The 22534-nt window shown below is 43.2% G+C and carries 22 protein-coding genes, 1 other RNA gene, 1 pseudogene and 1 riboswitch; of the genes and pseudogenes, 20 read left to right on the top strand and 4 right to left on the bottom strand.

Annotation, left to right across the window (positions count from 1 at the left end; all coding sequences use genetic code 11):
* Positions 1-77 precede the first annotated feature (77 nt).
* The gene (locus ICN41_RS04905) at positions 78-1061 is read left to right on the top strand and encodes a tripartite tricarboxylate transporter substrate binding protein (RefSeq protein WP_216291692.1); all 984 of its coding nucleotides are present in this window, start codon (positions 78-80) and stop codon (positions 1059-1061) included.
* A gap of 46 nt (positions 1062-1107) precedes the next feature.
* Positions 1108-2631 carry a malonyl-CoA synthase gene (locus ICN41_RS04900; protein WP_216291691.1) on the top strand — a complete coding sequence of 508 codons (1524 nt, stop codon included), beginning with the start codon at positions 1108-1110 and terminating at the stop codon, positions 2629-2631.
* Between the two features lie 6 nt (positions 2632-2637).
* Here ICN41_RS04900 and ICN41_RS04895 read toward each other — a convergent pair whose 3' ends face one another.
* The 4 genes and pseudogenes from ICN41_RS04895 to ICN41_RS04880 all read right to left on the bottom strand — a co-directional run bounded on the left by ICN41_RS04895 (position 2638) and on the right by ICN41_RS04880 (position 4258).
* The gene (locus ICN41_RS04895; RefSeq protein ID WP_216291690.1) at positions 2638-3456 is read right to left on the bottom strand and encodes a sulfite exporter TauE/SafE family protein; all 819 of its coding nucleotides are present in this window, start codon (positions 3454-3456) and stop codon (positions 2638-2640) included.
* A non-coding RNA gene (gene ssrS, locus ICN41_RS04890) (6S RNA) lies at positions 3457-3675 on the bottom strand.
* Between the two features lie 99 nt (positions 3676-3774).
* Positions 3775-4050: pseudogene (locus ICN41_RS11455) on the bottom strand (cell division protein ZapA); the annotation flags it as partial.
* A complete protein-coding gene (locus tag ICN41_RS04880) occupies positions 3971-4258 on the bottom strand; it encodes a hypothetical protein (protein ID WP_216291689.1) in 288 nt (95 codons plus the stop codon). The pseudogene ICN41_RS11455 and the gene ICN41_RS04880, both read right to left, overlap by 80 nt.
* A gap of 108 nt (positions 4259-4366) precedes the next feature.
* Between ICN41_RS04880 and ICN41_RS11450 the strand changes: the two genes are divergently transcribed.
* The 18 genes from ICN41_RS11450 (at position 4367) to ICN41_RS04790 (ending at position 22481) form a co-directional block, all read left to right on the top strand.
* The gene (locus ICN41_RS11450) at positions 4367-4627 is read left to right on the top strand and encodes a CDGSH iron-sulfur domain-containing protein (RefSeq protein WP_216291688.1); all 261 of its coding nucleotides are present in this window, start codon (positions 4367-4369) and stop codon (positions 4625-4627) included.
* Positions 4628-4657: 30 nt separating this feature from the next.
* Positions 4658-4869: riboswitch (cobalamin riboswitch) on the top strand.
* A 137-nt stretch (positions 4870-5006) separates the two neighbouring features.
* Positions 5007-6914 (top strand): TonB-dependent receptor domain-containing protein, encoded by a 1908-nt coding sequence (locus tag ICN41_RS04870; RefSeq protein ID WP_216291687.1) that lies wholly within the window; start codon positions 5007-5009, stop codon positions 6912-6914.
* Between the two features lie 6 nt (positions 6915-6920).
* Entirely contained in the window at positions 6921-8252 is a 1332-nt protein-coding gene (locus tag ICN41_RS04865; RefSeq protein WP_216291686.1) for a cobyrinate a,c-diamide synthase, read from the top strand.
* The gene (locus tag ICN41_RS04860) at positions 8249-8827 is read left to right on the top strand and encodes a bifunctional adenosylcobinamide kinase/adenosylcobinamide-phosphate guanylyltransferase (RefSeq protein ID WP_216291685.1); all 579 of its coding nucleotides are present in this window, start codon (positions 8249-8251) and stop codon (positions 8825-8827) included. The genes ICN41_RS04865 and ICN41_RS04860 overlap by 4 nt, the downstream gene beginning before the upstream one ends.
* Positions 8827-9699, top strand: coding sequence for an ABC transporter substrate-binding protein (locus ICN41_RS04855; RefSeq protein ID WP_216291684.1), 873 nt, complete (start codon positions 8827-8829; stop codon positions 9697-9699). The genes ICN41_RS04860 and ICN41_RS04855 overlap by 1 nt, the downstream gene beginning before the upstream one ends.
* A 10-nt stretch (positions 9700-9709) precedes the next feature.
* Complete coding sequence (locus ICN41_RS04850; protein ID WP_216291683.1) at positions 9710-10726, top strand: iron ABC transporter permease; 1017 nt, start codon at positions 9710-9712, stop codon at positions 10724-10726.
* On the top strand, positions 10723-11502 hold the full coding sequence (locus tag ICN41_RS04845) for an ABC transporter ATP-binding protein (RefSeq protein ID WP_216291682.1): 780 nt from the start codon (positions 10723-10725) through the stop codon (positions 11500-11502). Before ICN41_RS04850 ends, ICN41_RS04845 begins: the two co-directional genes overlap by 4 nt.
* Before the next feature lie 33 nt (positions 11503-11535).
* A complete protein-coding gene (cobO, locus tag ICN41_RS04840) occupies positions 11536-12105 on the top strand; it encodes a cob(I)yrinic acid a,c-diamide adenosyltransferase (RefSeq protein WP_216291681.1) in 570 nt (189 codons plus the stop codon).
* A 33-nt stretch (positions 12106-12138) separates the two neighbouring features.
* Positions 12139-13098 (top strand): adenosylcobinamide-phosphate synthase CbiB, encoded by a 960-nt coding sequence (gene cbiB / locus ICN41_RS04835; protein ID WP_216291680.1) that lies wholly within the window; start codon positions 12139-12141, stop codon positions 13096-13098.
* A complete protein-coding gene (locus ICN41_RS04830; RefSeq protein WP_216291679.1) occupies positions 13091-14128 on the top strand; it encodes an aminotransferase class I/II-fold pyridoxal phosphate-dependent enzyme in 1038 nt (345 codons plus the stop codon). Before cbiB ends, ICN41_RS04830 begins: the two co-directional genes overlap by 8 nt.
* Complete coding sequence (locus ICN41_RS04825) at positions 14125-15585, top strand: cobyric acid synthase (RefSeq protein WP_216291678.1); 1461 nt, start codon at positions 14125-14127, stop codon at positions 15583-15585. Before ICN41_RS04830 ends, ICN41_RS04825 begins: the two co-directional genes overlap by 4 nt.
* A gap of 6 nt (positions 15586-15591) precedes the next feature.
* Complete coding sequence (gene cobT, locus ICN41_RS04820) at positions 15592-16629, top strand: nicotinate-nucleotide--dimethylbenzimidazole phosphoribosyltransferase (RefSeq protein ID WP_216291677.1); 1038 nt, start codon at positions 15592-15594, stop codon at positions 16627-16629.
* On the top strand, positions 16598-17452 hold the full coding sequence (locus ICN41_RS04815; protein WP_255537899.1) for an adenosylcobinamide-GDP ribazoletransferase: 855 nt from the start codon (positions 16598-16600) through the stop codon (positions 17450-17452). Before cobT ends, ICN41_RS04815 begins: the two co-directional genes overlap by 32 nt.
* Positions 17449-18015: a histidine phosphatase family protein gene (locus ICN41_RS04810; RefSeq protein ID WP_216291675.1), complete on the top strand. Its 567-nt coding sequence runs from the start codon at positions 17449-17451 to the stop codon at positions 18013-18015. Before ICN41_RS04815 ends, ICN41_RS04810 begins: the two co-directional genes overlap by 4 nt.
* A 94-nt stretch (positions 18016-18109) precedes the next feature.
* Positions 18110-18727 (top strand): Crp/Fnr family transcriptional regulator, encoded by a 618-nt coding sequence (locus ICN41_RS04805; RefSeq protein ID WP_216291674.1) that lies wholly within the window; start codon positions 18110-18112, stop codon positions 18725-18727.
* A 204-nt stretch (positions 18728-18931) separates the two neighbouring features.
* Positions 18932-20641: an oxalyl-CoA decarboxylase gene (gene oxc, locus ICN41_RS04800; protein WP_216291673.1), complete on the top strand. Its 1710-nt coding sequence runs from the start codon at positions 18932-18934 to the stop codon at positions 20639-20641.
* 76 nt (positions 20642-20717) lie between these two features.
* The gene (gene frc, locus ICN41_RS04795; RefSeq protein ID WP_216291672.1) at positions 20718-21968 is read left to right on the top strand and encodes a formyl-CoA transferase; all 1251 of its coding nucleotides are present in this window, start codon (positions 20718-20720) and stop codon (positions 21966-21968) included.
* Between the two features lie 84 nt (positions 21969-22052).
* Positions 22053-22481, top strand: coding sequence for a PAS domain-containing protein (locus ICN41_RS04790; protein ID WP_216291671.1), 429 nt, complete (start codon positions 22053-22055; stop codon positions 22479-22481).
* Positions 22482-22534 lie beyond the last annotated feature (53 nt).

The raw sequence follows: 22534 nt of genomic DNA, 5'->3' as shown, positions 1-22534 counted from the left end.
CTTTAAATTGATACAGGCCTTAAAAGACCGATAGTAGATAAACAAGCCAAGAAAAATGGCAAATGGAGGAGACAGTGATGACTAAGCAAGCAAGCTTGAATGGATTACTTAAAAAAGCACTATTAATTTTATGTGCTAGCCCATTAATGGCAATCGCTCAAGAATGGCCAACTAAACCAATTACATTTGTGGTGCCGTTCCCAGCAGGCGGTGGAACAGATGCTTTTGCCCGTCCTTTGGCGGCTCAATTAACAAAGCAGATGGGTAAGCAGATCATTATTGATAACCGTGGTGGCGCAGGTGGCACTCTCGGTGCTTCGATAGCAGCTAAGGCAGCTCCTGATGGATACACCTTTTTTGTCGGTGCAGCCCATCATGCGATTGCGCCCGCAATGTACCCCAATTTAGATTACGACATTGAAAAGAGTTTTGTTCCTATTGCCATGATTGCAAATCCACCACAAGTCATTGTGGTGAATCCTAAAAATGTCCAAGTTAAAGATTTAAAAGAGTTTATTGCGCTCCTGAAAAAGTACCCAGGCAAGTTTAATTACGCCTCTGCCGGAAATGGGTCTTCCCATCACTTGGCTGGTGAGCAATTTAAGATGCTGACTAAAACCTTTATTACCCACATTCCTTACCGTGGAGCAGGTCCTGCGATGCAAGACTTGATCGCTGGCCAGGTGGATATTGAGTTTGATGGCTTGGGATCATCTGCGCCACAAATTAAAAATGGGGCCATCGTTGCTTTAGCAGTGGCTTCACAGAAGCGTGCGCCAGGCTTTCCAAATGTTCCAACCGCTGCTGAGGCAGGTTTAGTTGGATATGAAGTATCAACTTGGTATGGTTTATTTGCTCCTAAAGGTACTCCACAGCCCATCATCGACAAGATGACTGCTGAAGTGCTCAAGGCAATTAATAATCCTGAGCTCAAAAGTATTTGGACTAATAACGGTTCTGATACACCCAATCTAAGTGGCGATGCATTTGCTAAATTTATCAATGCAGATATCAAACGTTGGGCTGTAGTAGCTAAGGCTTCTGGCGCCAAGTTAGATTAACAATTCAGTAATTTTTAAATACGATTAAGTTTGGTTTGAGGCTCTAATGAATTTATATTCCTTATTGGAAAAAGGTTTTCCAAAAGACAAGAAAGCATGTGCTCTAGAAACGCACGACGGTTTGTATTACTCGTGGGAGGATCTAGAGCGGGCCACTGCAAAGTTGGCCAACCTGCTTAAAAGCCTCAAACTTCCTAAAGGTTCAAGGGTAGCGGTTCAGGTTGAGAAGTCACCCGAAGCCCTTTTTCTTTACCTGGCTACGATTCGTGCGGGTTATGTGTACCTCCCTCTCAATACGGCGTATCAAGCCGCTGAGATCCAGTACTTTCTTGAGAATGCTGAACCTGCAGTCGTGGTTTGCAGTAGCAAGAACTTCTCTTGGGTATCTAAAGTGGCATTCAAAGCTGGTACTAAGCATGTATTTACCCTGGACGAAAACCGCACGGGAAGTTTATTAGAGCGCGCTGGTCATTTGAGCGATCAATTTAAAACTGTACCTGCAAAAGATGATGATCTTGCAGCAATTTTGTATACCTCTGGTACTACCGGCCGCAGCAAGGGTGCTATGCTAACGCATCAAAATCTCGGAAGTAATGCTCAGGTTTTACAGAAGTTCTGGGCTTGGAAAAAAGGTGATGTGCTCTTGCATGCCTTGCCAATTTTCCACGTGCATGGCTTGTTCGTAGCGGCTCATGGTGCCTTGATTAATGGTAGCAAGATGATTTGGCTGCCACGCTTAGATACGGCGCAACTCTTAAAGCATATGCCTCAATCTACGGTGATGATGGGTGTGCCAACTTTCTATGTTCGCCTCTTGGCTGACAAAGGTTTCACTAAGCAGGTGGCCCGCAATATGCGCTTGTTTATTTCTGGCTCTGCACCTCTGTTAACAGAAACATTTAACACGTTTAAAGAAGTCATTGGCCAGCCCATCCTTGAGCGTTACGGTATGAGTGAAACTGTGATGCTGGTTTCGAATCCTTACAAAGGAAGTCGCGTTGGTGGCTCAGTTGGATTGCCTCTGCCAGGTGTAAAAGTCCGTGTTGTTGGTGAAGATGGCAAGCCCTGTAAGGTTAACGAAATCGGCAGCATTGAAGTTAAGGGCCCAAATGTCTTTAAGGGTTACTGGCGTATGCCGGAAAAGACGGCAGAAGAATTTACCAAAGATGGTTGGTTTAAAACGGGCGACGTTGGTCGCTGGGGTGGCGATGCCAACGGCGGCAAAGCACCAAAAGACTATCTCTGTATTGTTGGGCGTAGCAAGGATCTGATTATTTCTGGTGGATACAACGTTTATCCAAAAGAAATTGAAGGCTTTATTGATGATATGGATGGTGTTGATGAGAGTGCCGTGATTGGTATCCCACATCCAGATTTTGGTGAAGCAGTGATGGCTTTAGTCGTTCCGAAGGCGGGAGCTAAGCTCAATGCTGAGGCGATGATTGCAAGCTTGAAATCACAGATTGCCAATTTCAAGATTCCGAAGCGTTTAGAAATCGTTTCTGACTTACCTCGCAATGCGATGGGTAAAGTGCAAAAGAATATTTTGCGTCAGCAATATACGAAGTAATCGTATTTAGAAACCAAATGCCTTGCGGCTTTCATTAAACATGAAGGCTGCAAGGAAAAACAGCATCACACCAAAGATGCGTTTTAGTTGACCTACATTGAGTTTACGTGCCATTTTTGCGCCTAAGGGTGCTGTAAAAACGCTCACAGCAACAATGCACGCTACTGCTGGTACATAGACAAATCCTAATGAGCCCGGCGGAAGATTGGGATGACCCCAACTGCCATACATATAGCCAATGGTCGCAGCAGCAGCAATTGGGAGGCCTAAGCCAGATGAGCTAGCCATGGCAACGTGCGGTTTTACATTGCACCAAAGCATGAAGGGTACGGTAATAAATGCACCACCAGCACCCAGTAGGCTAGACAAAGTGCCCGCGAACACCCCAAAAGAAACTAAGCCAACTGAGTCAGGAAGTTCCCTGCCGGGTTGAGGTTTCTTATTAAGAATCATTTGGATTGAGGTGTACACGATAAAGACGGCAAAGAAGAGTGAGAGCCAGGAGGTATTCAGCGCTTCAAAAAGTTCACTGCCACCAAATAAGCTGCCAATGACTAAGCCAGGGCTGAGCATCTTCACCAAATTCCAATCGATCGAGCCATGTTTGTGATGAGCCCAAATTGCTGAGGTGGTTGTAAAAAGAATCGTGGCCATGCCTGAGGCAATCGCCATGTGGACGATCACACTTTGATCAAAGTGGAGATGATTAAAAACTAAAATCATGAAGGGCACCAAAATCATGCCGCCCCCAATGCCTAGTAGTCCTGCTAAAAATCCAGAGATACTGCCACACAGCAATAGCATGGCAATATCACTTAGTAACATGAATTCCCCGCCTTAGCCGCTAGGCCGTCATCCTGAACCCTAAGGTTCAAGGTGGAACGGCTACTCTGCTTTGGGTGCATTAAGTGGCTCAGGGAGTGACCAGCTCGAGGCTGGCACTGTGAACCTCCAAAACGCTCACGCCCGCAAGGTAAAGATCGTTCCGGATGCTTGCGCATCGGTTCAAGGAACTATTGGCCTTGGCGAACCAGGCAGGGAAAGGGTTTGCATCAAGCTATCGACTTGGTCTTCTAATGTGCGGATTTCTGCTTGAAGACGAGCAAGCTCATCCGGGCTGACATTTGAAGTAGTGCTTGATTGCGTTGAATTATTTTGTAATTTAATCAGGTCACCCGCAATTTTTAGTGCTGCCATCATGCTCGCACGTTCAATACTGCGATTGCCACCACTAATAGCCAATTTAATTTGCTCATCGACTAATACGCATGCGGCACGCAATAGGGGTTCGTGTTCAGTGCTGGTGGCTAAAGTGATTTTTTGGCCGGCGAGTGTTACTTCAATGCGTTGTTGGCTCACTGTCGTCCTCAGGGTTGTTAGGTGGAATTGCTTCACCAAGTAAATTGAGTTGGCGTCCATCGCTTTGTTCAGGCAGGCGACTCAAGATATGTTGAATGCGTTTTTGCGCATCATCAATCTTGCCCTCGAGATGGGTGCGATTTTGATGAAGTTGGTTAACAGCTTCAGTAATTAACTGAACTTTTTCTGCCAACCGCTTTATGGATGCATTCACTGCATCGAGGTCGGTGCTGTTGTTGCCTAGGGGAAATGGGTTTAGCTCACTCATATTGGCATTGTAGCCGTGTAAAACGTGAGAGTGAATCCTGTGTCCAAGTTACAGGGTTCACTAAAATGAATGGATAATAATCTAGATTAATTAAGCACAAAGGGTACAGTGAAGGCAAAAATCGCACAATTAGGTCCATTTTTTAGTGAAATTGATGCTCGTAATGTTTATGCATGGTGCGGTTGCGGCAAAAGTCAAACTCAACCATATTGTGATAATTCTCATCTTGATACAGGCTTCCAGCCAGTCAAATTCTCCGCTTTCGAGTGCAAAAAAGTCTATTTTTGTGGCTGCAAACAAACTTCTAAACAGCCTTTTTGCGATGCTACCTGTGTACGCCTCCAAAAAGGCCTGGAAGATTCAGCATAATTTTTAAGCGGAATTTAATAGCATTTAAGTTACACTCAAGGTGTTGATAGTGCTCATCTTTCGATTTAGAAAGATAGTTAAACGGGAAATTGGAGCTCTTAGGAGCCACCATGCTGTCCCCGCAACGGTAAGTGAGTGCACTTTTGGTGCAGGAATTTCAGTACCACTGAACAGTCATGTTTGGGAAGGTTAAATTCTGATACTCATTAGCCCGGATACCGGCTTCAACAGGTTGGAAATACGAACGAGGATTTTCGTGTGCCAGTGTAATGTTCGAGATCGTATTTAGGGCATGAATTGACGCATCTAGGTTTAGTTCTGTTTTCCTTTTAAGCGATCCAACGGGGAGAGTTGGGTGGCGGCTTTACCTGGATTTTTCATGAAAACTTACTTAAAAGTACTTGCTTTTTTATCAAGCGTTGGCCTAGTCATTTCTGAGTCATTATTTGCACAATCAGTCTCGGTTGATAGTATTGCTGATGCAGTTAAGCCAATTATTGTGACTGCTACAAGATATGGCGTTCCTTCAAACGATGTGCTTGCTGACTATGACTATATTGGTCCTGAAGAGATAGCACGCGCTGTGCAATCAAGTTTGCCAGAGTTGCTTCAGCAACAAAGAGGCGTACAAATTCAAACCTACGGCGGAAGTGGCGGATTGGCGAGCGTCTATTTACGAGGCTCGGCTAATAATCAGGCACTTGTGCTGATTGATGGAGTGCGCACCGAATCATCAACATTAGGTGGTGCAGTTTGGAGCACTATTCCAGTTGCTCTTATAGATCATATTGAGATTATTTTTGGCCCACAAAGCACTTTCTATGGTGCCGATGCATTGGGTGGCGTGATTCAAATTTTTACTAAAAAAGGTGAAGGACCAACTCAATTCTCAGCGTCATCTGGATATGGTAGTTACGGAACAACAATTAATAATGCAAGTATTTCGGGCTCAACGGATGACGTTAATAAAATAAGATATTCGTTGGGGGTAAGCCAAGAAAATTCGGCTGGATTTAATACGGTTGCAAGTAACAATCCCTCCTATAAGCGTTACCCAAATAGCTCTTCTGCGTATACGCGTGAGGGATTAATGAGTCAGCTCTCACAAGATTGGGCGCCTGGACAAGAATTTGGACTTAAGGTTTTAGCAACACGTGATACTTACCAGTATCCGGGATACAGCGGGGTATACAGAGTCCCTGAAATGAACCAGCAGGTAGGCAATTTATTTGTTGGATCTATATACTCAAAAAATAAGATTACGCAAAATTGGCAAAGTCTTTTACAGATTTCAAACTCAACAAATAATGCGCAAAGCATTACAAGCGCTGCAAATGACCCAATCAATACACCACAAAATGATTTTTTATGGCAAAACGATATCCGACTAGGGGATGACATTCTTCAAGTCTTGGGTGAGCGTCGAATACAGTATGTCAATGCGAATTATTCAAAAAGCGTCACTGGCTTATCAAATAATACGAGTTTAAATACAAGTAGAACTACCGATTCAGTGGCGGCCTCATATCAACTAAAGCGCGGCTCCAACTTGGTAACAGCTGCTCTGAGAAATGATGCCATCTCTAATTATGGTTCACAGAGCACCGGTAGCATTGCTTACGGCTATTTTTTCACCAAGGAGCTTAGGGCAAATATCAATTACGGAACGGGATTTCGTGCCCCAACTTTTAATGATTTGTACTATCCTGGGTATGGGAACCCAAATCTTCAGCCTGAAACCAATAAAAACGTTGAGGGAGGCATTCATTACGAGGGTAAGGCGTATGATCTTCATGTTGTTGGCTATCAAAATCAAATTCAAAATTTGATCATTCCTTTGCCATGTAATTTTCAATCAAGCGGGTACTGCCCAACTAATTTTGCAAAAACTCGTATTACAGGGGGCTCATTTGGAGGAAATGCTCGTCTGGAGGCTATCACCCTGCGAGCTTCCTATGACTTAATGAATGCAATTAATACGGGGACAGGACTTCAACTGCCATATAGGGCAAAAAATACTGCAAATATCGGCGCAGACTATCGTCTTGTCAAAACTGATTTAGGAGTGAATTTAACTCTAGCAGGAGTTCGTTATGCAAATGCATCCAATACTCAAGCCTTGGGGGGGTATGGATTGATGAACTTATATGCCAGTCATGAGCTTACTCCTGAATGGTCTGTATTCGCCAAATGGAATAACGTATTTAATGCCCAATATCAATTGTCATATGGATACCTTACTCCAGGATCTAACGTGTTTGTTGGCCTGAAGTATTCCGGAAAATAAATTCAGATGTATTCCACTCAAGTATGTCCTGCCATTCTGATTTCTGCGCCAGCCTCTGGTCAGGGAAAAACGACTATTACTTGTGGAATTGCACGCTTACTTGCCCGTAGAGGTATGAAAATTCGGGTCTTTAAGTATGGTCCTGATTTTATTGATCCATATTGGCTAAGCATAGCTAGTAGTCAACCTGTTTATCAGTTGGATATGTGGATGACTGGCGAGGATTATTGTAGAAATAGTCTATATACAGCCGCAAAGGAATCTGACTTAATTTTGATTGAAGGTGCAATGGGTTTATATGATGGGGAGCCCAGTGCTGCTCAGCTCGCTATCCATTTTCAAATACCAGTCCTGACCGTTATAGACGCAAGTTCGATGGCGGGTACCTTTGGGGCGCTAGCCCATGGGCTAAAAACATATCAAGAAGAGTTGCCGTGGGCAGGTGTTTTAGCAAATCGTGTAGCTTCAGATGGTCATGCGCAAATGCTCAAGTCTGCTATCCGAGACATTGAGGATTGGAATGGCGCGGTATTTCATAAATCTGATCTAGAGATTCCCGAGAGGCATTTGGGATTAGTTATAACAAATGAGCTCGAGGATGGTTTGCAAAGAGTTGATGCCTTCGCTGATGCTTTGGAAAAAACGACCCTAGCTAGCATGTCTATTGAAGATTTTAAAAAATGGAATGTTAAATTTGAAAAGCCAGATAACGATAAATTAATTAAGCCTTTGTTGTCGGGGAAAACCATTGCCATTGCTAGAGATGAGGCTTTCTGCTTTATTTACGAAGCCAATCTTGAAGCATTAAAAAAATTAGGAGCAGACCTCACCTTTTTTTCCCTGTTAAATGATGAACGGGCCCCTAAGTGCGATGCTCTTTGGCTTCCGGGCGGATATCCCGAGCTTCATCTAGATCGCCTTTATACCAATATTTCTATGCGCAATAGTCTGGGGGAGCTAATTGAACAAGATACTCCAATATGGGCTGAATGCGGTGGAATGATGTGCTTATTTGAACAATTAATATCGCCAGATGGAGTTAGTCATCCAATGTGGGGATTTCTAAAGGGATCCATCCTCATGCAGAGAAAATTAGGTGGATTGGGCGCTCAATTTATGGAGTTTGAGCATGGCATTTTGCGTGGGCACACTTTCCATTACTCGGTTTGTGACACGGATATGCCGGTGAGTCAATATGCCTCAAAAAAAATGAATAGTGATACTCCTGGTGAGGCGCTCTATCAAAGTGGATCGATCAGGGCAAGCTATTTCCATGCTTGGTTCTCATCAAATTACGAAGCAACAGCATCACTTTTCCTTCCGAAAAATAAGTTATGAGCGCTAACTTATTAATGGGATCTCATCTCATCGTGGGAGGTCAGAAGAGTGGAAAGTCAGCTCGTGCAGAAGTTTTGACCAAAGAGTGGTTGGTCGGGTCTTCCGCTAGAACTGCTGTACTAGTTGCTACTGCTCAAGCCCTTGATGATGAAATGTGCTCAAAAATCAAAAGACATCAATACGATCGCGCTCAAAAAATTCCTACCATGCAATTAATAGAGGAGCCAATTCATCTTGGTAGGGTGATTGGGGAACAGTCAACCGTTAACCACTTAATTGTGATCGACTGCTTAACCATTTGGCTAACTAACTTACTAATGCCCCATCCAAAATTGGCTGCCATTGGATCTGAAAATGTCACAGCAGCTATAAGCGACCTCCTTGATTCTGTAAAAAGCGCTCCAGGCCCCGTAATATTTGTTAGTAACGAAATTAGTATGGGCGTTACCCCAATGGGTCGTGAGACACGGCAATTCGTAGATGAGCTCGGAATCTTAAATCAAAGAATCGCGAAAATTTGTGATCAAGTTACTTTGATGGTTGCGGGAGTGCCTCTCATGATTAAGGGGGGATAATGAAATTCATATACTCATGTCTCGCATTACTTTTTGTGAGCTCATCTTTTGCCTATGAGGTGATTGATGATCATGGTCAAATACTGCAGTTCAAAGAGCCGCCAAAAAGGATTGTGAGTATGCTTCCCTCTATTACAGAGAGTGTATGTATTTTAGGGAGATGCGCTCAGCTAATTGGAGTTGATCGCTATTCAAATTGGCCTAAAAGTATTACAAATCTGCCAAAATTGGGTGGTGGTCTGGATCCAAATATTGAAGCAATTATTTCTTTAAATCCAGACTTAGTTTTGGTGGGATCATCCCCTAGGGCTAGCGAGCGTATGAAAAGTTTGGGGATCCCAGTATTTTCTCTTGATTCCAAGAGCTACGCAGATGTGAGGAGAACTATTGAAAAGTTAGCCTTAATACTGGGAGTACCAAAAAGAGATGCGCAAAAAATTTGGGATGATATTGATTTGGGCGTTGAAAAAGCATCTAAATTATTGCCGCCTGGTGTTGCTAAAGCGAAGGTTTACTTTGAGGTTAATCGCGCACCGTACGCTGCTGGCCCCAACTCTTTCATCGGTGAAACATTGGGACGCCTAGGGTTAGTAAATATTATGCCGGCCTCGTTAGGCCCTTTTCCAAAAATTAGCCCTGAATTTGTTGTGAGCTTAAATCCCGATGTGATTATGGTGGGCGATCGAAATTATATTGGCATGAATGATCGTCCAGGATGGGCTCAATTAGACGCAATAAAAAACGGGAATGTATGTGTTTTTAAGGAGAGCGATGCAGATGTCATCATTCGTCCTGGTCCAAGAATGGCTGAGGGTGCTATGGCAATAGTCGATTGCTTGTCTAGCAAAAAATTTCTACGACAAACTCATTGATATTGATCTCATGATCTTAGATAAAAAATCAACATCTAGAGCCTTTGTGGTTTGTCTCCTGTTATTGCTCGGCTTGGGCTTAGCGCTCATTTTGTGTGGGGTTGCTGTAGGTAGTACAGGACTAAAAACAATAATTAACTCTTTTACCGATCCAGTAGCAGCCAAAATAATTTGGGAAATTCGCTTGCCTAGGTCGATTGGGGCTTTTTTAGCAGGAGCGTTACTCGGTTTGACAGGCGCAATAGCGCAAGGATTATTTAGAAATCCTTTAGCTGATCCTTATTTATTGGGTAGCGCTTCTGGTGCCTCTTTTGCAGTGGCTATCAGTCTGATGCTCTTTGGCGGTAGTCCTTTCGCAACATATTGGCTAGTGCGCCTCGGTTTGACGGGCGCTGCTTTTATTGGCGCTGTAGTTGCTGTACTCTTAACTTTAATACTTGCAAGGGGGGTACAAAATTCCTTGCGCTTACTCTTATCGGGGGTCATTGTAGGCGTCATATTTGGTGCAATGAGTTCTATTGTGACCTTAATGTCGCCGGAAATTTTGCAGGCAATGCAGGCATTCCTTCTTGGCTCCACAGGATTTGTGGGCTGGAATGCATGTTTCGTGATGTTCGGTGCATTGCTTATTTCTCTGATTACTGGAGTTTTATTGAGTAAAGTATTAGATGGTCTTGTTTTAGGCGAGACAACAGCAGTAAGTTTAGGCTTGAAATTGGACCTTACGCGAATTGCTTTAATTGGAGTGATTTCTTTGGCCACGGGAGCTGCGGTTGCACAGGTTGGCCTAGTGGCATTTGTGGGTTTAGTTTCCCCTCATCTCGTGCGTTCACTCATCCGTGTTAATCATTCAAGATTGTTATTGCTTTCTGCAATGATGGGCGGATTGGTCTTGCTTGCGGCGGATGTATTGTCCCGATATTTAATAGCCCCTCAAGAATTGCCCGTTGGTGTTTTAACTGCGGTGTTAGGCGGGGGATATTTACTCTGGCTGATGTATAGCGCAAAAGTTAGGGGGTTTCAATGAGTCCCACGCCCAATCAATGTAGCGCCATACGAGTTGAGAATGCTTCAGTAAATCTAGGCACAATTACTGCGGTTGATCAAGTTAGTCTAGAGATCTCGCGAGGCAAATGGACATCTATTGTTGGGCCTAATGGTGCCGGAAAGTCCACTTTATTGCGCGTCCTTGCTGGACTCATTCAAGGGCCCTATAAGACGGCGGTATTTGAGCATGATATTCAGGACCTATCTACAAAATCAAGAGCAAGGCTAATCTCTTGGCTAGGTCAGAGTGAGGTGATTAATGGAGATATGTCTGTTTATGATTTAGTGATGCTTGGCAGACTCCCTTATCAGTCATGGATTGGTAGCCCATCTAAAGAAGATCATTTTGCTGTATTGAATGCGCTAAAGCAAGTGCAAGCAGAGGCTTGGGTAGAAAGGTCCGTAGAGGAGCTTTCTGGAGGTGAGCGTCAGCGAGTTTTGATAGCACGAGCCCTAGCTGTTGATGCTCAGATTTTGATGATGGATGAGCCGCTGAATAATCTTGATCCTCCCCACCAGGCGGATTGCCTGAATTTAATCAGGGAATTAGTTAACAGCAATAAAACTGTTATCACAGTCTTACATGAAATTTCCTTTGCACTTCATTCTGATGACATCGTCATTATGGATAAAGGTAAGGTAATCAATCGAAGTTCAAGTCAAGATTTAGATTTACATCGAGACATTGAAAAAGTCTTTGATCATAGGATAAAGATTTATCCGCTGATGAATGATTTTGTTGTTTTATTTGAATAATGCTAAATAAATAGCCAAGGGAAAGCATAATTTATGGAAATTGAAATTCCACCTACAGAGAAGCCGTATGACAAAGCTGAAGGAGAGCGACGAGGATTAATCATTGTCAATACCGGTGATGGAAAAGGAAAAAGTACCGCAGCCTTAGGCTTGGCTATTCGCGCTCATGGTCGCGGCAAAAAGGTAAAGGTTTATCAGTTTATGAAGGTTCCTACAGCAAGATTTGGCGAGCATCGAGCCTTCGAAGCCATTGGAATTACGATCGAAGGATTGGGGGATGGTTTTAGTTGGAAGAGCAAGGATCTTGATAACTCAGGCAAATTAGCTAGAGATGGTTGGGATAAAGCTAAACAAGCGATTCTTTCGGGCGATTATTTTTTAGTAGTCCTGGATGAAATTACCTACCCATTGATTTATGGCTGGTTAGACTTGAATGAGGTATTGAAAACTCTTCGGGATCGTCCAAAAGAAGTTCATGTCTGTCTTACTGGAAGAAGGTGTCCGCAAGAGATTGTTGAAATCGCTGATACGGTAACTGAAATGACAAAAATTAAGCATGCATTTAATGCGGGTATACCTGCACAGCGAGGCATTGAAGATTAGGGGCGGCCAAGTCTTGCTTTCTTGATTAACGATATGGATCAATCTGCCATCCAATTTATTGCTCTTTCCATAGTGATTGCACTAGCTGTTGATTGGTTTTATGGCGAACCTCCAAATTATCTTCATCCCGTAATTGCCATGGGAGTTTTCTTAAACTGGGCTGCAGTTAATTTCGCCCCCACTTATGCTGAAAAATGCTTCAAAAGATCGTCCTTGTATTTTTTAAAAGGGACTTTGCTTTGGACATTGGGCGCAATAATCACTATCGCTACTGTAGGCTGCTTTGTTTGGATATTTAATTCCTTTAATTTCTATCTTGACAGCTTTCTAACGGGCATCATTTTGAGTTCTCTTCTTTCCTGGCGCATGTTAAGGAATGAAGTATTGGCAGTCTCCTTTGCATTAGATGATTCCTTGGATTGTGGAAGAGAGCAGGTAAGTCGATTGGTGAGTCGTAATGTTGAATTATTGACTGTTATACAGGTTCGTGAAAGTGCTATTGAAACTCTTTCTGAAAATTTAAATGACTCTGTGATTGCGCCATTATTTTGGTTTATTATTGGCGGCCTACCTGCGGCTGCGCTGTATCGGTTTACAAATACTGCTGATGCTATGTGGGGATATAGATCCACTAGAAATGGATTCTACTGGGAGTGGTTTGGAAAGTTTGCTGCAAAAGTAGATGATGTTTTGTCATGGATTCCTGCGGTCTTAACAGCCCTGCTAATCTTTTTCATTGGCAGGATATTTCGTTTTAGGGCTTTGCTGAACGAATCAAGAAAGACTCCATCACCAAATGGTGGATGGCCTATGGGTGCCATGGCATTGGTATTGGGGCTCAAGTTAAGTAAGTCTGGAGTTTACGAATTAAATCCTTCGGGTAGGGTGCCAAATGCTGGTGATATCAAAGCTGCTTGTCATATTGGCAATAAGATCATTCTGCTTATTTCTTTGATCTGCTGCCTATTATTGATAGAGGTTCTTTTTGAATAATACGGGCCGTATAGCTCTTTCTAAACGTATTCATGGAGGGCCTGACAGTGAAGGGGTGCCTTCTTATGATTTTTCTAGCAATGCAAATAGCGTGGGTACTCCAGATTTCATACTAAGCGCAATTCATCAATCAAATTTTCAATGTTACCCCGACCCAGAATATGTTGAATTACGCCAACTTTTAGCAACTAGGCATCAAGTTGATCCAGAGCGAGTATTGATTGCAGGGAGTGCAAGTGAATTTATTTTTCGAGTATCTGCATATGTAGCAAGGCAGTCTTTTGAGGGCAAAATGCATTCCCCAGCAAAGGTTTGGCAACCTGAATATTGCTATGGAGATTATCAAAATGCAGCAATTGTTTGGAATCTTGAAGGCACAAAAAATATTATGGAGGCTAAATTAATCTGGCTTTGTGACCCATCGAGCCCTCTTGGTCGACCCCTTGCTGATATACAAACGCTTATTACCTCATTAGGGTCTGAGCAAATTACGGTCTTAGATCTTGCTTATGAGCCCTTAAGGCTAGAAGGTCATTTAGCATTAAATCAGTCACAATTAGATTCTGTGTGGCAGATGTGGTCGCCCAATAAGTCCTTGGGTATGACTGGAATCAGAGGCGCATACATTATTGCCCCTATAAATTCACAAAAAATAATTCACGAATTGAATGCCATGACAAGTTCATGGGTTTTGGGTGCGCATGGAGTGGCTATGTTGTCTATATGGGCAGACACTCGATCTGAAGTTTGGCTAAATGCGTCTCTGGATACGTTGCGAGACTGGAAAGTTAGGCAGATTGATGTGTGTAAAAAGATGGGTTGGTTACCTTTGCATAGTGTTGGCAATTTCTTTTGCGTCAATCCACAGAAGAAAAATGTATCTAAATTCCAATCACAATTAAGAGGTCATGGCGTTAAATTACGTGATACAAACTCCTTTGGTTTGGCTGATCACTTTCGAATGGCTGTTATGCCACCTGTGATACAAGATAAATTATTAGATGCCGTCATATCGATTGGGGAGAAATGACAGCTAAGTGCATCATGGTGTTGGGGACTTCAAGTGGGGCCGGAAAAAGCTGGATTACTACAGCTTTGTGTCGTATGTATGCTCAGCTTGGATATAAAGTAGCACCTTTTAAGGCCCAAAATATGAGTAACAATGCTCGTGTAGTTGGTATTGGGAATCAACAGGGAGAAATTGGATCTGCTCAATATTTTCAGGCGTTAGCTGCAAATGCAGAACCTATTGTTCAAATGAATCCAGTACTACTTAAACCAGAAGCTGATAATAAAAGTCAGGTCATTCTATTAGGCAAAGTAAATCAAGAGCTGTCACAGGTTCCATGGAGAGAGAGATCGGAACAGGTCTGGCCCTCTATAAAATCCTCATTAGATTGGTTAATCGAAAGAAACGATATTGTCGTCATTGAGGGCGCTGGATCACCTGCTGAAATTAATTTGATGCCTAGCGATATCGTGAATATGAGAGTCGCACGTTATGTGGGTGCACGCTGTGTGATAGTCTCAGATATTGACCGCGGAGGAGCATTTGCTCATCTCTATGGTACTTGGATGCTGCTTGGAGAAGAAAATCAATCTCTGATTTCAGGTTTTCTGTTAAATAAATTTAGGGGTGACACCAATTTACTATCGCCAGGACCTGAGAAGTTAAGAGAGCTATGTGGAGTTCCAGTTGTTGCAGTAGTACCCATGTTACCTAATCATGGCTTACCTGAGGAGGATGGAGTATTTGATGCGCATTTCATTGACCGGATCCATGCTACTTTCAGTATTGCAATAGTTGTTTATCCCCACATCAGTAACTTAGATGAATTTCAGGCCCTAAAAAATATCTCTAATATTAATTTAATCTGGGTCCGGGGCTCCTCTGATATAAGGGATGTGGATTTAATTATCTTGCCTGGTTCAAAGCATACTAGTTCAGATTTAGATTGGCTAAAAAAACAAAATCTTGATAGGTATATTTTTGCTCACTCCAGTGCAGGTAAATCTATTTTAGGAATTTGCGGTGGGCTACAAATGTTAGGCTACTTATTAGAGGACCCTTACTGTATTGATGGGGCAGGCGAGGGGATTCAACTACTGCCAATAAAAACATGCTTTGAGAAAGATAAGCTTGTCAAAAAATCCGAAATAAGATTCACATCTGTGCCCGGTCTTTGGAAGCCTTTATCTTTTCTTAATGTTTCTGGCTATGAAATTCATCATGGCAAAACAGAAATAATGGAAATTGATAAAGTTTCCAATGCTGTAATTGAGTTGCTCCCAAACTGCGCTTGGATTAATGCACGGGGAAATGTTCTGGGGATTTATTTGCATGGCTTATTTGAAAATGAGAATGTCATTCAAGCCCTATTTGGAAGTAATTTTACTCATTTGCATTCTATTTTTGATGGTCTAGCACTACATCTCCAGCAAAGTATTACGGTTGATCCTGATTACTTTGAAACCCTTATTAAATAGGATCTGATGAACATAACCTTACCTAAAATTGGGTCTATTAAAGATTCCGAATTGTTAGTTGAACTACAAAAAAAGATAAACAATAAGACCAAGCCTGTTGGCTCTCTGGGGCGTCTTGAGGATTTGGCCATTAGGATTGGCCAGATTCAACAAACTTCAGAGCCAAAGTTAATTAAACCTCAACTTGTTGTTTATGCGGGTGACCATGGCATTGTAGCTAGGGGGGTATCTGCATTTCCGAGTGATGTGACGTGGGAAATGGTTGAGAATTTCTTAGCTGATGGTGCGGCTGTAAGTGTTTTGGCCCGCCAACATCAAATCAATATGACAGTGATTGATTGTGGGGTTAATCACGATTTTGAGCCTAGAGACAGGCTATTGATCAAAAAGGTGGGCAAAGGAACTGCAGATTCATCTGCGGGATCAGCAATGTCATGTTCTCAGGTGATTCAATGTATTGCAATTGGCATGCAAATTGTTGCGGAGCTACCAGGTAATGTGCTGATACTTGGTGAAATGGGGATAGGCAATACCTCTGCAGCTTCTTTGTTATTTTCAAAACTGGAGAATATTGACATTACCTTGTGTGCTGGTGCTGGAACTGGTTTGGACACTGAAGCAATTAAGCGAAAAGTACAAGTGCTCTCTGAGGCCCTGGATCGTCATCATCACGTAAATGATCCCTTTGAGGTCTTGGCTGCATTAGGTGGTTTCGAAATTGCCACCATGGTGGGCTCTATTTTCAAAGCGGCAGCTGAGAAAAGAGTAATCCTAGTGGACGGTTTTATTGTGAGCTCTGCCGTATTGGTAGCTTCTAAGATTGATAGTGCCGTATTGGACTATTGCATCTTTACTCACCAATCCGGGGAAAAAGGTCATGTATTGATGCTTGATAGACTGAAAGCTAAGCCGCTAATTGATTTGGGACTTAGGTTGGGGGAAGGGTCTGGCGCAATGCTTGCTTGGCCGCTAATTCAATCTGCTTGCTTAATCCTGAATGAGATGGCCAGTTTTGAATCTGCTGGCGTTTCTCGCAAGTCATAATCTCTTTATCGTGAACTCAATACGCCACTTCCTATTAGCACTTCAGTTCTTCACCAGAATCCCAATTACTGGGAATTTGGCTCATTGGGTGGGATTTAGCGATGCACATTTGGCTCGAAGCTCTGCTTACTTGCCTTTGATTGGAGCTCTAGTAGGATTATTTTCCGCAACAATATTCTTTATATTTATAGAGCTCTTGCCAAATTATGCAGGCAACTATTGGATTGCCATCTTCATGACTATTGTTGTGTCAATACTGATAACTGGGGCTTTGCATGAGGATGGGTTGGCAGATTTAGTCGACGGCTTGGGCGGCGCCTTTACTCGAGAAAAGGCTCTCGAAATTATGAAAGATTCTAGAGTTGGTACCTATGGTTCGGTGGCGCTAACTCTTACTATCTTAGGTAAATTTATTTTCTTATCCGTCCTTGCACAAGTCAGTTTATCACTCACATTTTTTGCTATTGTTGCAGCAAGTATTCTTTCCAGATTTTTAGTATTAGTTGCCATGACATGGCTACCTTACTCTGGTGATAAAGTTTTTTCTAAATCGGTGGCGATGTTTACTGGCCCACGTCTTACTATCTTCATGATTGGCACTCTGTGGTCTGCAATTTTATTTTTAATAATTTATTTTTGTTATACAAGTTGGGTATGGGTTGGAGGTATTGTTGCGAGCACAGTTGTTTTATTGCTAATAATAAGGATAGTTCATATCAAGTTGGGTGGCGTTAATGGCGATGTTTTGGGCGCCATTCAGCAAGCCACAGAAATAGGTTTTTATTTGGGCCTATTACTTATTCCTCCGTCGCTAGCCTTATGAAAATTTGGGCCGTTCGCCACCCCAAACCTCTTGTAGCTAACGGTGTTTGCTACGGACAACTTGACCTTGAGATTGATAGATCACAATTGGATGTCTTGGCCCAAGCTATTTCTAGTCAGCTGCCAAAGGGCTTGCCAATTTATTGCTCAAGCCTGATTCGATCTCTGGATTTGGCAAAAGCCATACATAGATTTAGGCCTGAAGCCACTATTCATAGCGATAGTAGATTGAATGAATTCAATTTTGGTATTTGGGAGGGGCTGTTTTGGAGTGATATTCCCAAGACTGAAATTGATATATGGGTCCAAGAATTTCCAAATTATTTTTTTGGTGGCAAGGAGTCTGTATGCGGATTTATTGATAGAGTTAAATCAATACTGTACGAACTTAGAGATGCTGATCAATTGATTTTGATTACTCATGCGGGTGTTATAAAGGCACTCCATTTTTTGTCACAAAGCAACTCTGGGGTCTTGAGTGATATGGATGACTGGCCTAAGCAAGTTATCGGCTTCGGTGAGTTTGAGCTCATTAACTATCTCAACTTGAATCAAGGTGTATGAAAATCTGAGGCGTTAGCACTATTTTGTTGCGATGCAATATTTTATCTAGGGATTCTTAAAAAGCCTACAATAGAAGCTATAGGATTAAGGATTCATGACAGTATTAGATAAGCACCCCGAAAAAAATCTGATTCGTTTACAGCTAAGCCAAAACTCAGTGCTTAAAAGCTTGGATCCGGTAGCCATGGCTGATTTAGAGCGCCATCTAGAGATATCAGACCTTAAGAAATCAGAGATTCTCCTGCACCAGGGTGATCATCAGATGGAGCAGTACTTTGTCCTTGACGGTATTTTGAAGCGCATTGTTTCTAGCCCCGATGCCAAAGAGATGATTTTGCGCTTTGCTATTGAAAAAGATATTGAAACGAGTTATGCGGCGTGGCGCCTGAAAACGGCAGCCCCCTACAGTATTGCTTGTGTTACCAAGACCCGTGTAGCCAGGATGCCCCTCAAAAAATGGGCGGAGTTTCTTGAAGAGCATAAGCTGCTCAAGGAAAGCTTCGAGTTTGAGGTCATGCGCCTCATGAGCGAGATCATGGCTCATACCATTACCCTGCATATGTTGGATGCCCCCGGCCGGGTAGAGCGTTTCTTGCGTAAATACGAGAACCTATTTGAGCTCCTCCCAAAAAAGGAGCTGGCAGCCTATCTAAATCTCTCCCCCGAGACTTTGAGTCGCCTCAAAACGAAGCATAAAGAGCTTTTTATCTAAGCTTTTTCCCTTTATGGGGCTGGATTTGGGGGAAATTGACCGAAGTCAATGATCAAGCCACCCCTCGAGCCTAATATTCACTCCTGCCTAAGCTGGGTTGAAACCCGGTACGCGTTAAATAACTTAATTGGAGACAAATAGCGAAAGCAAAGTTACAGGGATGCAGTCCTTGCTACAGCCTTTGTAATTTATAAAAAAATTTCTATGACTACAGATACTCAAAACACACAATTAACCGATGGCTTTCATCTTGTAATTGATGCCCTCAAAGCAAACGATCTCGATACTATTTTTGGTTTAGTTGGTATTCCAATTACCGACTTATGTCGTTTGGCTCAAGCTGAAGGTTTGCGCTTTATTGGTTTTCGTCATGAGCAGCACGCAGGTAATGCTGCAGCCATTGCCGGTTACATGACACAAAAACCTGGTATCTGCATGACTGTTTCTGCTCCAGGATTTTTGAATGGCTTAACAGCGCTTGCGAATGCCACAGTGAACTGTTTCCCAATGATTTTGATCTCGGGCTCAAGTGAGCGTGAAATCGTTGACTTGCAGCAGGGGGACTACGAAGAGATGGATCAGCTCAATGCAGCCAAGCCTTATTGCAAAGCAGCCTATCGTATCAATCATATTGAAGATATCGGTATTGGTTTTGCTCGTGCTATTCGCGCTGCAGTTTCTGGTCGTCCAGGCGGCGTGTACTTAGACCTGCCTGCGCAGTTGTTGGCTCAAACCATGCCAGTTGAAGAAGCGAAGAAATCTATCTTCAAGGTAATCGACCCAGTTCCACGTCAGATTCCAGCAGCAGATGCTGTAGAGCGCGCACTCAATGTATTGAAGAACGCTAAGCGTCCGTTGATTCTGTTGGGTAAGGGCGCTGCCTATGCTCAAGCTGATGCTGATATTCGTGCTTTGATTGAAAAATCTGGCATTCCTTATTTACCAATGTCGATGGCTAAAGGCTTGTTGCCTGATAACCACCCACAGTCTGCTTCTGCAGCGCGTTCATTTGTATTGGCCGAGGCCGATGCAGTCATGTTGGTTGGTGCGCGTTTGAATTGGTTGCTCGCTCACGGTAAAGGTAAGACATGGGGCAAAGATCCTAAGAAATTTATCCAGATTGATATTCAGGCAAATGAAGTCGATAGCAACGTGCAAATTGATGCGCCATTGATTGGTGATATCGGTTCATGCGTTGGTGAATTGCTGAAGGGTATCGCTGCTGTTCCTAAGCCAAGCGCTGAATGGATTGCAGCAATCACTGAGAAGAAAGACAAGAACACGGCCAAGATGGCGGAAACATTGGCTAAAGAAGCAAATCCAATGAACTTCCATGGCGCATTGCGTGTGATTCGTGATGTGATCAAGAAGAACCCAGACATCAACTTGGTAAACGAAGGCGCAAATACGCTGGACTATTGCCGTGCCATCGTAGATATGTACAAGCCACGTAAGCGTTTTGACTCAGGTACCTGGGGCATTATGGGTATCGGTATGGGTTACGCGATCGGCGCTGCTGTTACTAGCGGCTTGCCCACCGTAGCAGTCGAAGGCGATAGCGCGTTCGGATTCAGTGGCATGGAGCTTGAAACGATTTGCCGTTACAACCTACCAATTACCACGGTCGTATTTAACAACAATGGCGTCTATCGTGGTACTGACAAGAACCCAACTGGCGGTGCTGATGTTGCACCAACTGTGTTTGTGAAAGATGCCCGTTACGACAAGATGATTGAAGCGTTTGGTGGAGTGGGTTACTACGTGACTACCCCAGCAGAATTAGAAGCAGCCTTAACAGAAGCAATTGCTGCCGGTAAACCAGCCCTCATCAATGCTGTTATTGATGAAACCGCAGGTACTGAGAGTGGACGTTTAACCAATCTAAATCCATCCACTGCAGCTGCTAAGAAATAAATTACGAAGTAATAAAAAGTTAATATTTTTAGACTAAATTAAGAAGCAAATAAGAAACACTTAAGGAGAAACAAACATGACTAAACCATTAGATGGTATCCGTATTATTGACTTCACACACGTACAAGCAGGTCCTGCATGTACTCAGTTGTTGGGCTTTTATGGTGCAGACGTTATCAAGGTCGAGCGCCCAGGTTCTGGCGACGTCACTCGTAGCCAATTGCGCGATGTTCCAGGCGCAGACGCTTTGTATTTCACAATGTTGAACGGCAACAAGCGTTCTTTAACTTTGGATACAAAGACTCCAGAAGGTAAAGAAGTTTTAGAGAAGATGATCAAGGTTTCTGATGTGATGGTTGAGAACTTTGGTCCAGGCGCATTGGATCGCATGGGTTTCTCTTGGAAGCGTATTCAAGAACTCAATCCAAAAATGATTTTGGCTTCCGTTAAAGGTTTCAGCGATGGTCACTCATACGAAGACTTAAAAGTGTATGAGAACGTTGCCCAGTGTGCTGGCGGTGCAGCATCTACAACTGGTTTCTGGGATGGTCCTCCAACTGTCTCTGCTGCAGCTTTGGGCGACTCTAATACCGGTATGCACTTGGCAATTGGTATTTTGACAGCCTTGATGCAGCGTCAAAAGACTGGCAAAGGCCAAAAAGTATCTTGCTCAATGCAAGATGCGGTGTTGAACTTGTGCCGCGTGAAGTTGCGCGATCAACAACGTTTGGACAAAGTTGGTTACTTGGAAGAGTACCCACAATATCCACACGGAACATTCTCTGACGTAGTGCCACGTGGCGGTAATGCAGGTGGTGGTGGTCAGCCAGGTTGGGTATTGAAGTGTAAGGGCTGGGAAACTGATCCCAATGCTTACATCTACTTCACTATTCAAGGACATGCATGGGAGCCAATTACCAAAGCTTTGGGCAAACCAGAGTGGGCAACTGATCCTGCATATATGACTGCTGAAGCTCGTCAAGACAAGATTTTTGATATCTTCGCAACGATTGAAGATTGGCTCAAAGACAAGACTAAGTACGAAGCTGTGGACATCCTCCGTAAGTTCGATATTCCATGTGCTCCAGTTCTCTCAATGAAAGAATTGGCTGCTTCTCCTGATTTGCGTAAGAGCGGTTCGATCGTTGAAGTTGATCACAAAGTACGTGGTAAGTATTTGACAATCGGTAGCCCAATCAAGTTCTCAGACCTGGAAATTGAAGTGAAGCCTTCTCCAGTATTGGGTGAGCATACTGACGAAGTGTTGTCTGATCTTGGTTACAGCGCTGATGACATTGCTAAGTTGCATACAGCTAAAGCGGTTTAATAACAATAATACGTAGCACTAAGTTAAGGCGCTCCTAGTGAGCGCCTTTTTTAATTGATGCAAAAGCATGCATAAACGAGTCATATGAGTAACAAGTTGAATTTAGATCATCTATCTCAATACATCGGCGATGCTGTCGTGGTCTCTGATGTGAACGAAAAGATTGTTTTATGGAATCCTGCGGCGACACGCATCTTTGGTTTTACTGAAGCAGAAGCATTGGGAAATACTTTAGACATCATCGTGCCTGAGCGCCAGCTGCATCGACATAATGAAGGTTATATGCAATCGATGAAAACGGGCACTACGCGTTATGGGGCGTCGGTCTTGAAGGTGCCAGCAAAACACAAAGATGGTCATATGCTTTCCATTGCGTTCACTGTAGGTATGTTGTTTGATGAGAATCACAAGGCTAGCGGAGTGGTTGCTGTTATCCGGGATGAGACCGAACGTTTTGCCGAGGAGCGGGCTTTAAAAAAGCGCTTGGCTGAGCTTGAAAATCCCCAAACCTAAGCCTATATAGTCAAAATAAGGGTTTATTGGAGTCTGTGCCCAATATTTGGGCA

Source organism: Polynucleobacter sp. 15G-AUS-farblos (assembly GCF_018882445.1).
GTDB lineage: Bacteria > Pseudomonadota > Gammaproteobacteria > Burkholderiales > Burkholderiaceae > Polynucleobacter.
This window is presented reverse-complemented; position numbering and strand designations above follow the sequence as displayed.

What these genes read in the sequence shown, in the direction of transcription:
- cobO (WP_216291681.1), top strand. Translation starts at nt 11,536, where the DNA reads ATGGAAATTGAAATTCCACCTACAGAGAAGCCGTATGACAAAGCTGAA.
- ICN41_RS04865 (WP_216291686.1), top strand. Translation starts at nt 6,921, where the DNA reads ATGTATTCCACTCAAGTATGTCCTGCCATTCTGATTTCTGCGCCAGCC.
- oxc (WP_216291673.1), top strand. Translation starts at nt 18,932, where the DNA reads ATGACTACAGATACTCAAAACACACAATTAACCGATGGCTTTCATCTT.
- ICN41_RS04790 (WP_216291671.1), top strand. Translation starts at nt 22,053, where the DNA reads ATGAGTAACAAGTTGAATTTAGATCATCTATCTCAATACATCGGCGAT.
- ICN41_RS04805 (WP_216291674.1), top strand. Translation starts at nt 18,110, where the DNA reads ATGACAGTATTAGATAAGCACCCCGAAAAAAATCTGATTCGTTTACAG.
- cbiB (WP_216291680.1), top strand. Translation starts at nt 12,139, where the DNA reads ATGGATCAATCTGCCATCCAATTTATTGCTCTTTCCATAGTGATTGCA.
- cobT (WP_216291677.1), top strand. Translation starts at nt 15,592, where the DNA reads ATGAACATAACCTTACCTAAAATTGGGTCTATTAAAGATTCCGAATTG.
- ICN41_RS04895 (WP_216291690.1), bottom strand. Translation starts at nt 3,456, where the DNA reads ATGTTACTAAGTGATATTGCCATGCTATTGCTGTGTGGCAGTATCTCT.
- ICN41_RS04900 (WP_216291691.1), top strand. Translation starts at nt 1,108, where the DNA reads ATGAATTTATATTCCTTATTGGAAAAAGGTTTTCCAAAAGACAAGAAA.
- ICN41_RS04825 (WP_216291678.1), top strand. Translation starts at nt 14,125, where the DNA reads ATGACAGCTAAGTGCATCATGGTGTTGGGGACTTCAAGTGGGGCCGGA.
- ICN41_RS04880 (WP_216291689.1), bottom strand. Translation starts at nt 4,258, where the DNA reads ATGAGTGAGCTAAACCCATTTCCCCTAGGCAACAACAGCACCGACCTC.
- frc (WP_216291672.1), top strand. Translation starts at nt 20,718, where the DNA reads ATGACTAAACCATTAGATGGTATCCGTATTATTGACTTCACACACGTA.
- ICN41_RS04860 (WP_216291685.1), top strand. Translation starts at nt 8,249, where the DNA reads ATGAGCGCTAACTTATTAATGGGATCTCATCTCATCGTGGGAGGTCAG.
- ICN41_RS04870 (WP_216291687.1), top strand. Translation starts at nt 5,007, where the DNA reads ATGAAAACTTACTTAAAAGTACTTGCTTTTTTATCAAGCGTTGGCCTA.
- ICN41_RS04855 (WP_216291684.1), top strand. Translation starts at nt 8,827, where the DNA reads ATGAAATTCATATACTCATGTCTCGCATTACTTTTTGTGAGCTCATCT.
- ICN41_RS04810 (WP_216291675.1), top strand. Translation starts at nt 17,449, where the DNA reads ATGAAAATTTGGGCCGTTCGCCACCCCAAACCTCTTGTAGCTAACGGT.
- ICN41_RS04905 (WP_216291692.1), top strand. Translation starts at nt 78, where the DNA reads ATGACTAAGCAAGCAAGCTTGAATGGATTACTTAAAAAAGCACTATTA.
- ICN41_RS04845 (WP_216291682.1), top strand. Translation starts at nt 10,723, where the DNA reads ATGAGTCCCACGCCCAATCAATGTAGCGCCATACGAGTTGAGAATGCT.
- ICN41_RS04850 (WP_216291683.1), top strand. Translation starts at nt 9,710, where the DNA reads ATGATCTTAGATAAAAAATCAACATCTAGAGCCTTTGTGGTTTGTCTC.